Below are 12307 nucleotides of genomic sequence, written 5' to 3' on the forward strand. Positions count from 1 at the left end.
ATAGGGCTGACGCCTCTGGACTAGAATATATCTCGCATTATTGGATGGTAAGGGCAAGGGCGAGTGAGAGGGAATGGGAATGGGAATGGGAGGTATGAGCTGAAGCAGTAGGGTGACAACGTCAAAAACCCTCTACGTTAGGCGTAAGAGGGTCTCTATTGCCGCTATCAGTCAGGAATGCGGCCTGTATCTGATAAGCGGATGTGAGCGTTAATTATTCGTACAGTTCCAGCTCGCCTACAGAAGTGGAATAAGCGCCGTTGTTGGCGGTAATGACCAGCCTGTAGCTGGTATAGTCACCTGTAGAAGAGAGGTTGAAGTAGTAGGAGGAACCCGGATAATAAAGGCCGGACTGGCTGCTCAGAACGACCCAGCTGCTGCCGTTACTGGAGCCCTGAAGGGTCCAGGTTTTTGGCACATTCGCCTGAGGCTGGGATGAGGTGGTGAGCCTATAGCTGCGGACCTTTTTGGAAGTACCAAAGCTGTATTGCAGATATCCTGAGCTGCCGCTGGAAGTGGAGTAATAGGTGCTGTAATCATGGTCAAAAGCTTTGTAGGCTTCATGGAATGCCCATTCGCTGCTGGCGGAGGCGGTACCCGCCGGACTTGTGTTGGAGGTCATCACTGGAACAAGATTGCCGGCAGCACTGGCTCCGGTTAAACTGATCGCGGAAGCCATAAGCAGAGTCCCCAAGCCGATACCTACTTTTTTGAAGCTGCCCATTCGTTGCAATTGCATTTGCCCATCTCCCTTTGTAGTGGTTTTACCTGCTTAACTTGTGCGTGTTTGGCCTAAATAAACTCCCGGGAACTTCTAGCCGCTCATCGCTTACCTTATTGTGCAAACGTTTGTAGCACACTATCACTGTAACCCAAGTGAACTGAAAATATTGTCGGAATTGGACAAGCAGCCAAAAAAAATTAGTTTGAGAAACTGGTTTCACCAAGAGTAGGATATTTACCCGGAATTCTGCTGGAAAGCAGATTAAATGAAGATGATTAACGTTATTAAAGATAAAGAATATTGACTGAAAACTCGTGGAACCTAAAAATTCCCGCCCGCTGAAGCGGGCAGGAGGGAACGAAGAAAGGCGTATAGGAGGAAGCTGTAGAACTGCGGACGCGAATCAGCCTTTGATGTACATCCGGTTATAGTATTCATCCAGCATGCGTTTGGTGGCGAACTCGGTGCGGGTGGTCTCAATGCTGCGGTGCATCATCTGCACCCACTTGTCCTTGTTCTCATAGAAGGTCGGCAGAACACGGTTCAGGAGTGTATCATACAGGGCATCGCTGTCGTGCTGATCAAGCACCGCGAAGTCCGTAGTCTCAAAGCCGTCCCCGATCTGCCAGCCGTTCTCGCCGTCTATACAGGCTTCCGGCCACCAGCCGTCAAGGATGGAGCAGTTGAGGACGCCGTTCATGGCGGCCTTCATACCGGAGGTTCCGCTGGCTTCCAGCGGTCTGCGCGGATTGTTCAGCCAGATATCGGAGCCGCGGGTGAGCTGGGCACCAATGGTCATATCGTAGTTTTCCAGGAAAACTACGCTTTTCGGGTATTTTTTCATCATGGCTACGAGGTTGCTGACGATTCTCTTGCCGTTATCATCCAGCGGATGCGCTTTGCCGGAGAAGACAATCTGAACTTTGCCGCTCTCCAGGTAAGGCTCAATCACCTCGGGCTGGGAGAAGATCAGGTCGCTGCGTTTGTAGGGAGCGGCGCGGCGGGAGAAGCCGATCAGCAGGTTGTCGGCATTCAGGGCAATCCCGGAGCGTTCCTCGATGAAGCCGATCAGCTCCTGCTTGATCTCCTTATGCACAGCCCAGAGGTCGCCGCCTTCTTCAAAAGCACGCGTCATCCGTTCATCCACCCAGGTAGGCGTATGAATTGCATTAGTAATGCCGATGATCTCGGACCGGCCGGCGACCTCTTTCCACATTTTATTGGCGGTATCGGCATGGAGCTGGGCAACGGCGTTCGAGATACGGGACAGGCGCAGGCCTGCCACAGTCATGTTGAACGGCTCTCCGCCGATCCGCTCCATCTGAGCACGGGTTAAGCCGTTAAAAGCACCCATGTACTCCAGACGGTCGAGCGGATGGGTCTCATTACCTTCCTTGATCGGTGTATGTGTAGTGAACACAACCTCTTCCCGTGTAGCTTTCCAGGCTTCCTCAAAAGTACTGCCGCCGGACATCTTCTCACGGATCAGCTCAATTGCTGCAAGCGCGGCATGCCCCTCGTTGAAGTGGTAGACATCAATCGGAATGCCCAGGGCACGCATGGCCTTGACGCCGCCGATCCCCAGGACAATCTCCTGGGCAATGCGTTCTTCCCCGAACCAGCCGTACAGCTGGCCTGTAATCCAGGCATCACTGTTCTCGGGAATATCGGTGTCCAGCAGATAAAGCGGGCTGTTGCCGAAATGCTCTGTTTTCCACACTTTGCAGACGACATCGGTTTTTCTGACTTTTACCGTAACCTTGACGCCTGTATCTTCAAGGAACTCATACACATAATTATGGTAGGAGTCGTACGGATTGCCGTTTGCATCAATTTTCTGGTCCGTGTAGCCTTGTTTCCATTTGAGTCCGATGGGGATGACGGGAGCGCCTATATCCTTGGCACCTTTGATGTAATCTCCGGCCAGAATGCCCAGGCCTCCGGCGTACATTTTGAAGTCTGAATGGAGCCCGTACTCCATGCTGAAATAAGCTACTGACGGCAGTTGGTTCTCGTTCACTTGATAAGCCTCCTAAATATGATTTAGATTATTATTGGCAAAACTGCAGGCTTTATCTAAGATGCAAACGTTTGCTCAAAAGAATGTGTTAGGCTCTGGAAGCGATTGCACACCTATTCTAGCATATTTGTCTTTAAAAAGCACAGCGAAGTTTTGATGAAAAAAAGCTGCCAAAGCTTCTATTCATAAAAATTTGATTAACCCGGCTGAAGGCCATAAGATAAGAGGATAACAACCAGTAACGCCGGTGCCGTCCCTTCCATGGAGAAGGTAGCCTTAATGGCGAAGAAACAATGGAAATAAACCAAGTGGTGGTGTTCATGTTGAGTATAGTCGTAATTGGAAGTCTGAATATGGATATGGTAGTACGCACGAAACGGGCTCCGGAAGCGGGCGAGACGCTGTTTGGTCAGGAATTTGCATTGTCCCCGGGCGGAAAAGGTGCCAATCAGGCCGTTGCTGCAGCCAGACTTGGCGCGGAGGTAACCATGATCGGCAGAGTGGGCCGGGACTCTTTTGGCAGCGGACTGCTGGAGGTTATGACACAGGAGCAGGTTCACACCGGATATATCACGCAGAGTGAGTCACAGGCGACAGGAGTCGCCTCCATTGTGGTGGACGGAGAAGGCGAGAACCGGATTATTGTGGTCCCCGGTGCGAATGTTGAGATGAAGCCGGCCGATATTGAAGCACTTGAACCGGTTATCCGCCAAGCCGGAATTGTCGTCATGCAGCTGGAGACGGATCTGACTATGGTAGAGGCTGCGGCTGCCGTTGCTTCCCGCCATGGAATTCCGGTGATCCTCAACCCGGCACCGGCTCAGCCGCTCGGAGATGAATTGCTTCATCATGTGACTTACCTGACTCCGAATGAAACAGAGGCGGGCATTCTGGCCGGTATTTCCGTAGAGAGTGTGGATGATGCGGAGCGTGCGGCACGGATTTTGCTGCAAAAAGGGGTTCAGCACATTATTGTCACACTGGGCTCCAAAGGGGCGCTGATTGTGAATGCAGCCGGCAGCCTGCATGTTCCCGGGTTCCCGGTACAAGCTGTAGATACAGTGGCAGCGGGCGACTCCTTCAACGGGGCGCTGGCCTGGCAGCTTACCCGCGGGAAAACGCTGGATGAAGCGGTCAGATTCGCGAATGCGGTCGGTGCACTGGCGGTTGGCAAAGCGGGAGCGATTCCTTCGCTGCCAAGATTGCAAGAGGTGAAGCAGTTCCTGCAGGAAGCTGCTGATGCCGAGCCGGGCGCACAGTAAATTTAGCGTAAGGATCGTGTAAACGGTCCTTTGAGATTCGTAAGTTCACTCTGTATAGGCAAAATGTTGCAGGTATTACAACTTGAATCCATAAATACCGCGTTGTCCGGACGGATTGTTGTATGAAATACATGAATTGTTTCTTTATTCTGCATGGTAAGGGGAGAATATTGCCTTTTATACAACAATTTCGGATTCTGGTTAATATATTGCGGGGATTGTTGTATTCTGTGCAGGATTGTTTGACCAGATACAGAATGCTGCGGACAAGCGAGCCGGGCGGTTAATTCACAGGCTTAGCCTGATACATAAGGAGCTGAAACGATGAGCGGTACAGTAACCGTTAAGAATGTAACCCTTGGGGAGGGGATGCCCAAAATCTGTGTTCCGCTGGTCGGAACAACGTTATCCGAGCTTCGGGAAGAGGCGGAGGCCCTTAAGGCTCTGGCTCCGGATGTGGTGGAGTGGCGGAGCGATTTCTTCAGCCAAGTGGAGGATATCGCAGCGGTAACGGAGGTATTGGGGGAAATCCAGCAGATTCTGCCGGAGATCCCGCTGATCTTCACGTTCCGCAGCGCCAAAGAGGGCGGGGAGAAGGAAATCTCCACAGAATATTACTTCCGGCTCAACAAAGCCGCTGTAGAGAGCGGATATGTTGATATTGTGGATGTGGAGTTGTTTAACGGGGAACAGGAGGTCCGCGGGCTGATTGCCACAGCGCATGACAATGCGGTATTCGTGATTATATCGAATCATGATTTCCAGGGCACGCCGTCACAGGATGAAATCGTCTCCCGGCTGCGCAGAGCACAGGAGCTTGGCGGAGATCTGCCGAAGATTGCTGTGATGCCGCAGAGTGCGGGGGATGTGCTGACCCTTCTGGCGGCGACAAACATGATGCAGGAGCAGTATGCGGACCGTCCGATCATTACAATGTCGATGGCCGGAGAGGGCGTAATCAGCCGGCTTGCCGGTGAAATCTTCGGCTCAGCGCTGACCTTCGGGGCAGCGCATAAGCCTTCGGCTCCGGGACAGGTAGCGGTTGCCGAGCTGCGCAGTGTGCTGGAGCTGCTGCACCGCAGCTTATAACTTCTTGCTGCTGTTGCGTGTGCATACGCAGTAGAAGAGAATGGGGTGTTTCCGAGCCGCTTAAGCGGCCTGGAGCACTCTTTTTTGTTTAATCCGCAGAGAGTGGGCAATAAGCGGGAACGAGAGGGATATTGGATTTGGCGGTAGGCAGGCAGAATGGGGAAATGAGAGGGATAATTTCCTCTGATTGAGCGAAAGGCGGACAGAATGAGGAAATGAAAGGGATAAATCCCTTTGGTTGAGCGGTAGGCGGGCATGTGGAGGAAGAGGGGGAGGGGGCCTTTGTTAAGGGGATATATAGTTCACACTATTAAGAATAAACTGGAGAATTACGAGGAGCGAGGGGACGGTGGCCAGATGTAGAGTTTGAATCTGCGCCTGCCTATGCCCTACAATGGAGGCAGCCGGATTAAGAATAAGCATGCATACACGTGCATGCAGGCAGAAAGGCGGAACGCCAATGACAGAATCTATCCTGGTTGTTGAGGATGAGGTGAGAATAGCCCGTCTGCTGCAGATTGAGCTGGAGTGTGAGGGATACCGTGTATCCATTGCCGGCAGCGGCCATCAGGGACTTGAGCTGTATCAGGAGCAGCAGCCGGATCTGCTGCTGCTGGATGTAATGCTGCCCGGATTCAGCGGAATAGAGCTGCTGCGGCGTATCCGGGCGAATGATGCCGATACTCCTGTGCTGCTGCTTACGGCTAAAAGCTCGGTGGAGGACAAGGTATCAGGGCTGGATTTAGGGGCAAATGACTATATTACCAAGCCTTTTCAAATAGAGGAGCTGCTGGCGCGTGTCCGCGCTGCGCTGCGGCTGGCATCAGGACGTAAGACAGCGGAAACAGACTCATGGCTGAGAGCGGATGATCTTGAGCTGAACGAAGCTACACGTGAGGTAATGCGGGCGGGCAGAAGGATTGAGCTGACTCCGCGGGAGTTCGATCTGCTGGTGTTCCTGCTGAAGAATAAGCGCCAGGTGCTGAACAGGGAGCAGATTATGACAGCCGTCTGGGGATACGATTATTACGGGGATACGAATGTCGTGGATGTCTATATCCGTTATGTCCGCAAAAAGCTTACGCAGGGTAATCAGGAAGAACTGATCCATACGGTGCGGGGCATCGGTTATGTGCTGAAGGACTCCCTATGAAGCTGCGGAGCAAAATCTATCTGTACTCCAGTGTGCTGTTTGCCGTACTGCTTGTCATAATGAACCTGTTCATTTACCTGATGTTCAGCCGGTTGTCGACAGATAGCCAGCTGGAACAGGCTGCTGCCGAGACAGCCAGGGTCGCTGCTGATATGAGAAGGGCGGGAAGCGGGGTAGCGGCACCGGAGCTGCTCCGGGCCTATGTGCCGATTGAAGGGATGCTCCGGCTGCTCGCGCCGGACGGGAGCGGTCCTGCGCCTGTCACTTCAGCCTCCGAACAGGAGATCAGCCGGCTGAAGCCGGTCTATCATCCTGAGAAGCACACTGGAATTATACAGGCGGGCGGGCGCTCCTATGCATTCGTGAGCACTCCGGTCATCTGGACGGACGGGAACGTCATGAATGTCCAGATGACCAAAAGTCTGGAGAGCACCATGAGTACACTGCGGGTGCTGCGGATTGTGCTTGCCGGAGCCACGCTTGTTGCGCTGCTGCCGCTGCTGCTCTCCAGCCGGTTGCTGTCGGGACTGATTATGCGCCCCATTGTGCAAATGACAGTTACCATGCGGGAGATCAAAAACAGCGGGAAATTCCGCAGGCTTGCGCTGAAGGAGACCTCCGGGGATGAGCTGGTGGAGATGGGGCGTACGTTCAACGAGATGATTGCCCTCCTGGAGAGCAATCATGTGAAGCAGGAGAAATTCGTCTCGGATGCTTCACATGAACTGCGCACACCGCTGACGGTAATTGAGAGTTATGCCAGTCTGCTGAAGCGCAGAGGGCTGGAACATCCCGAGTTGTTCAATGAATCGGTTGAAGCCATTCATTCTGAAGCTGTACGGATGAAGGGGCTGACTGAGCAGCTGCTGCTGCTGGCGAAGCATCATGAGCATTGGGATCTTGAGATGAAGATGATCGATTTGGAAGAGCTGGCCCGAGCTTCGGCCAGGGTATTCCATAATGCATATGGGAGAGAAGTGACCGTCCAGTCCAAGGGCCCGGTTGAAGGCTACAGTGATGAAGCGAAGCTGAGGCAGCTGCTGTTCATCTTCCTGGACAATGCCCGCAAATACAGTGATGAGGCGATAACTGTCAGCCTTGAAGCTTCCGGGCAGGAGCGGGTTATAGTCATTACGGACCGGGGGATCGGGATTCCTCCGGAGGAGCTGCCTAAGATATTCGACCGTTTCTACAGAGTGGATGAGGCAAGAAGCCGCGAGGGCGGGGGTGCAGGCCTGGGGCTGTCGCTTGCGGCAGAGATCGCAGGTGCGATTGGTGCCAAGCTGTCCATGAATAGTGCAATAGGTCTGGGAACCTCGGTGATGATCCGGATTGCCGCTGAGAGCAGGGGAGGACAATGAACAAGCAACGTGAGAATACGAAACAAGTGAATAATAAACGATCGACCCAGAGCCTTCTGTATAAGGCGGTCATTATTTTGGCTGTGCTCCTCGTGCTGGTATTTGCTGCACTGTGGATATTCGGTAATGAATCCGAACAGCTGCTGTCCAGGGAACAGGCTGAACAGGCTGTTCTGAATGAATATGCCGGAACGGTAGAGAGTCTGAAGCTGCAGTCCGGGAAATATGTCGCAGAGCTGGAGACTGCGCAGGGATTATATGAGCTGAAGCTGGATGGAGCAACGGGTGAGATCCTCTCCATAGTGTTGCTGAAGCGCGCAGCAGAGCCAGCTGTTCAGCCTACACCCGCAGCCTCTCAAGCCCCTGCGGGCGGAGCAACTGCTGCACCGTCACCAGCTCCGTCCCCGTCCGCGCAGCGTGTGGTCTCAGAAGACGAAGCGGTCCGGCTCGCATTGCAGGAAGTAGCGGGGGAACCGGATGATGTGGACACCGGAATCAATGACTCAGGCGCATTTTATCTGGTGGAGATTAAAACTTCAGACGGACGAGAGGCCGTAGTTCAGGTTAACGCCATCTCTGGCAGCATTATGTCAGTAACGTGGGAAGAACCGGATGGAGATAACTCCTGAGCCTTTTTCTAAGTCAAGAATTTATATGTTTTGGGGCCTTCGCAAAGTACCTGAGTAAACATCGAAGTTATAACTCCACTTTGTGAGGTTAATTTTCTCATCAAATTCTAATGTTCCTCCCGCTGTCCTCTCATGTTGGACCGTTATAGTTACTACATGAGCAGCACAGATTAAACTTAGGAGGCGGCAAAGATGAAGAAAAAAGTATGGAGCAGTATAGCGGCAGCAGCATTGATTCTCGGAGGTGCCTACGGTATCGGCGAGGTTAAGGGCGGTACTGCGGCAGCCGCCGCATCGGTGCAGAGTCAGAGCAAAACGCTGATCGGTGTAAGCAAAGCCGAAGAGATTGCCTTGAAGGCGGCACCGGGACAGGTAGAGAGCATTGATCTGGATAAGAAACTCAGCGGTACGTATTACGATGTCGAGATCCGGCAGACCAAGCAGGAGATGGATGTCCGGGTAGATGCGTACACGGGTAAAGTGATAAGCGTGCGCAAAGAAACAGACGATGACGACGATGATAACTATGAAGTTGCTGCTACAGCACCAAGCGGAACGCTGATTACAGCGGCCAAAGCGGCCGAAGTAGCATCAGCCTCAGTGAAAGGAACGGTAGCTGAAATTGATTTTGACCGGGATAATGGCGGAGCCGTGTATGAGGTGGAGATCAGAAACGGACGGGTCTCGACGGAAGTGGGAGTCGATGCGTATACAGCCAAGATTGTGTACACAGATGTAGACTCCGACGACGATGATGATTGAGCCATACAGCAGTAAAAAAAAGAGGCAGCCGTGCAATCCGGCTACCTCTCTTTTTTATAAGGGGAACATCACATTACTGCTTCGCTCCCGTATACACATGTACAGCATCCCGCAGGAACCCGGCCAGTCCGGGACGGCGTTTGTCGTAATAGGCGGTAAAGCGTTCATCATCGACATACATTTGCGCTACCCCAGCGTGAGCTTCCTTGGTGTAGGTATCCCAGTAGAAGCTAAGCCACTGGCGGTGCAGATCAGCTGCCTTCTGCGCAAGTTCACCTGCAGAATCTCCTTCCTCCATCGCCTGCTCCAGCGAAGCGAACATGTCCGCTTCAAGCTGCTGGATGGCAGCATACTGCTCCTCGGTCATGTTCTTCAGCTTGCGGTTCGACTTCTCTACGGCATCTTCGCCGTACTTCTCCCGGATTTCCTGCCCGTACTTCTGCTCGTTATCGTCAATCAGCTTCTGCTTAAAGCCTGTGAATTTCTCATCATTGCTCATTGTAATTCTCCCTTCGGTGTGTGCAAGTGTCTGCTCGACGTTCGCGATCAGCCGGTCCAGCTGCTGTCTCCGCTGAAGCAGCTTGTCATGGTGCTCACGCAGCGCGCGGGCCCCATCGAAGGAAGGTGATGTGACAATGTCCCTGATCCCTTCGAGGCTTAAGCCCAGCTCCCGGTAAAAGAGAATCTGCTGCAGCCGGTCTACCTCGGCCTGGCCGTAGATGCGGTATCCCGAGGAATTGATTCTGGCCGGCTTCAGAATCCCGAATTCATCGTAATACCGCAGTGTCCGCGTACTGATCCCCGCGAGCGCTCCCAGCTTCTGAACAGTGTACTCCATTGTCATTTCAGCCTCCAACTCTGTCTTGGCGTATACAGCTGGACGTGCTCTAGCGTCCCCGCCGTGTAAGCTGCTGCTTACAAAAATTACTGTACACCTTCACGTAACGGCAATGTCAAATCCTAATTTTAGGATAACCCGAGGGCTGGCCGGATAACCGGATAACCTCGCAAACACCAAACAGCAAACAGCGGCAGTCTCCCCGATGAATGTCTAAGGGAAAGCTGCCGCTGTCATGTGCAGGGTAAGCCTTGGAAGATAAGAATTTAAGTGTTTTGGGGTCCCCGCAAAGTACCTGAGTCATCCTCGAAGCTAACGCCCCACTTTGTGGGGGGGATTGTCTATTTCTTGCCGACCTGGGCGGCGAAATACGCCTGCAGTTCCGCGAGCTTCCGGGGGTCGGCCAGAGCATCTTCAGCAGGGAAGTAATGCTCGGCTACAAGCTCCCAGGTGGGAACGATCTTTTGGGAGGTCATGGCTTTGATGGCGATCTTGACGGTCTTGCGTTCTCTGGCGTTGGAGAAGGTGTCGATATAGTGCTGGGAGCGCCCGAAATCCAGCTCGCTGAAGACCGCACGGAAAATATCGGCCGTCATCTTGGCATCATCCAGCGCGCGGTGTGCAGAGCCGGAAGGCTCAAGGCCAAACAGGGCCATAGCGCCTTCAACGCTGATGTCATTGCTTAGGCCGCGGGCGCGGAGTACGCCTTTGAGCAGATCGAAGTAGGTTGCTTCCATCCAGTAGGCGTCATCGATTTTGTGCATCCGCACGTCCTGGATGATCCGTTTCATATCCTCGCCGCCCCAGGTCAGCAGCAGCACGCCGTCCGTGCTCTGGTCAAGCCAGGCTCTGAAGGCGGCTATCACCTTCGGGAACCGGTCGGCGACATCGATATCCTCTTGGGGGATGCCGGTTTTTTTCTTGATGAAGGAATTGAGGGTGGAGAAGTATATGGGTTTGATTAAGGCAGAGAACTCGCCCTTATATTGCAATGAAGCGTCTAGACGGACAGCTCCGATCTCAATGACCTCCATAGGGTGCTCACTGGCAAATTTGCGGCCGTTGAATTCGATGTCCAGAATAATATAATCCACAGGTAATGCCTCCGTTTCAGTGACTGGCGCCGGATTGCCCGTAATTGCGCCGACATTTCTATTTTAACAAAAAAAGTGCTTGTGTGGGGAATTCGGCGGTGAAATGGCAGATTGATGCAGGAACGGCGGCAATCCGGTGTCGAATAGCTCAGTATCAGGTAATGCCGGAGAACAAAGGAGCGGATGTACATGAACAGACAAATCTATTGGATCGGCGGTTCGGCCTGTGCCGGGAAAAGCACGCTCGCGGGGCGCCTCGCGGAGAAATATAATATGACGCTTTACGCATGCGATGAGCATTATGAGGATCACCTGCAGAGAATTACAGGGAAGGCGCAGTCTGCAATGTACCGGGTATCGCAGATGTCGATGAATGAAGTGTTCTTCACCAGGGATGTGACTGAACAGCTGGATGTCTATACCGGGTGTCTGCGGGAGGATTTCAATTATGTGCTGAGCGATCTTGAGTGTTCGGGCGATGGCCCCATTGTTGTGGAGGGGAATCAGCTGCTGCCGGCGCTGGTGGCGCCTCTTCTGAAGCCGATGGATAAGGCAATCTGGGTGATCCCGGCGGAACCGTTCCAGCGGGAGCAGTACAGCAAGCGGGAATGGATTCAGGGAATCCTGCAGGCAACAGAGAATCCGGAGGTTTCGTTCAACAATTGGATGAAGAGAGACGCGCTGTTCGCTGCGAGGATCAGGAGTGAGGCAGGGGAACGGAAGCTGAAGGTGCTGGAGGCAGATGGCAGCCGGACGCTGGAGGAGAATTTCGCTGAACTGGAGCGCTGTTTCGGATTGCAGGGGGATGGCGGGGCGGAATCGATGTCCGCTCCGAATTTCATCGTGTGAAATCTAGCCGAAGCGCGGCAGAGGGGCCGGAATTGGGTATTAATCTAAGATGGCCTGTTTTCCGGTAAGGCTTGTCTGTAGAAACAGGAGGGATAGATGTGCGGCTGTATGTTACTGTCAAAAGCCTGGGCAAACGCAAACCGGTGCTTGCCCGGCAGGAATTAGTACTGCAGGGGGCTCCTGCTACACTGCAGGAGCTGATTACTGAGATCGTAGTCCGGCAGGTGCAGGGACTTGTGGACAAGCAGGGGCGGGGAGATATTATTCCTTATCTTACAGGCAATGAGATCCAGGAGCAGGGAGAGAACGGCAAGGTCGGCTTCGCGACCATTTATAACGGTGAACCGCCGGATACCGGTGAAGCGGTTGCTGCTGCACTGCTTGCTTTTGAGGACGGATTATATAAGGTGTTCCTGCAGGAGCGGGAATGTGCCCTATTAGAGGAGCCGCTGCAGATCCAGGACGGGGATGAGCTGGTATTCATCCGGTTCACTATGCTGGCCGGAAGACTATGGTAGGAAGATTA

The 12307-nt window shown here is 53.2% G+C and carries 12 protein-coding genes; 8 read left to right on the forward strand and 4 right to left on the reverse strand.

Features of this window, described 5'->3' with window-relative positions; translation table 11 throughout:
• Window positions 1–214 precede the first annotated feature (214 nt).
• Both NSU01_RS04560 and glgP read right to left on the reverse strand, forming a co-directional pair.
• A complete protein-coding gene (locus tag NSU01_RS04560; protein WP_039310145.1) occupies window positions 215–739 on the reverse strand; it encodes a discoidin domain-containing protein in 525 nt (174 codons plus the stop codon).
• A 388-nt stretch (window positions 740–1127) separates the two neighbouring features.
• Window positions 1128–2744 (reverse strand): alpha-glucan family phosphorylase, encoded by a 1617-nt coding sequence (gene glgP / locus NSU01_RS04565; protein WP_076247290.1) that lies wholly within the window; start codon window positions 2742–2744, stop codon window positions 1128–1130.
• A 320-nt stretch (window positions 2745–3064) separates the two neighbouring features.
• Here glgP and rbsK point away from each other — a divergent pair, with 320 nt between their 5' ends.
• The 6 genes from rbsK (at window position 3065) to NSU01_RS04595 (ending at window position 9000) form a co-directional block, all read left to right on the forward strand.
• Entirely contained in the window at window positions 3065–4006 is a 942-nt protein-coding gene (gene rbsK, locus NSU01_RS04570) for a ribokinase (protein WP_042133687.1), read from the forward strand.
• A 324-nt stretch (window positions 4007–4330) separates the two neighbouring features.
• Complete coding sequence (gene aroD / locus NSU01_RS04575) at window positions 4331–5095, forward strand: type I 3-dehydroquinate dehydratase (protein WP_076247288.1); 765 nt, start codon at window positions 4331–4333, stop codon at window positions 5093–5095.
• A 460-nt stretch (window positions 5096–5555) separates the two neighbouring features.
• A complete protein-coding gene (locus NSU01_RS04580; protein WP_076247286.1) occupies window positions 5556–6248 on the forward strand; it encodes a response regulator transcription factor in 693 nt (230 codons plus the stop codon).
• A complete protein-coding gene (locus NSU01_RS04585) occupies window positions 6245–7609 on the forward strand; it encodes a HAMP domain-containing sensor histidine kinase (protein ID WP_042133693.1) in 1365 nt (454 codons plus the stop codon). The genes NSU01_RS04580 and NSU01_RS04585 overlap by 4 nt, the downstream gene beginning before the upstream one ends.
• Window positions 7606–8238, forward strand: coding sequence for a PepSY domain-containing protein (locus NSU01_RS04590; protein ID WP_076247284.1), 633 nt, complete (start codon window positions 7606–7608; stop codon window positions 8236–8238). Before NSU01_RS04585 ends, NSU01_RS04590 begins: the two co-directional genes overlap by 4 nt.
• A gap of 192 nt (window positions 8239–8430) precedes the next feature.
• On the forward strand, window positions 8431–9000 hold the full coding sequence (locus tag NSU01_RS04595; RefSeq protein WP_076247282.1) for a PepSY domain-containing protein: 570 nt from the start codon (window positions 8431–8433) through the stop codon (window positions 8998–9000).
• Between the two features lie 73 nt (window positions 9001–9073).
• Here the strand turns inward: NSU01_RS04595 and NSU01_RS04600 are convergent, their stop codons facing one another.
• Window positions 9074–9838, reverse strand: coding sequence for a MerR family transcriptional regulator (locus tag NSU01_RS04600; RefSeq protein WP_042133695.1), 765 nt, complete (start codon window positions 9836–9838; stop codon window positions 9074–9076).
• Between the two features lie 341 nt (window positions 9839–10179).
• Complete coding sequence (locus tag NSU01_RS04605) at window positions 10180–10932, reverse strand: 3'-5' exonuclease (RefSeq protein ID WP_042133697.1); 753 nt, start codon at window positions 10930–10932, stop codon at window positions 10180–10182.
• Between the two features lie 189 nt (window positions 10933–11121).
• Here NSU01_RS04605 and NSU01_RS04610 point away from each other — a divergent pair, with 189 nt between their 5' ends.
• On the forward strand, window positions 11122–11781 hold the full coding sequence (locus tag NSU01_RS04610; protein ID WP_076247280.1) for a hypothetical protein: 660 nt from the start codon (window positions 11122–11124) through the stop codon (window positions 11779–11781).
• A gap of 98 nt (window positions 11782–11879) precedes the next feature.
• Window positions 11880–12299 carry a hypothetical protein gene (locus NSU01_RS04615; protein ID WP_042133701.1) on the forward strand — a complete coding sequence of 140 codons (420 nt, stop codon included), beginning with the start codon at window positions 11880–11882 and terminating at the stop codon, window positions 12297–12299.
• Window positions 12300–12307 lie beyond the last annotated feature (8 nt).

Origin of the sequence: Paenibacillus sp. FSL H8-0259, from assembly GCF_037963255.1 — a bacterium.
GTDB classification, from domain to species: domain Bacteria; phylum Bacillota; class Bacilli; order Paenibacillales; family Paenibacillaceae; genus Paenibacillus_AQ; species Paenibacillus_AQ phytohabitans.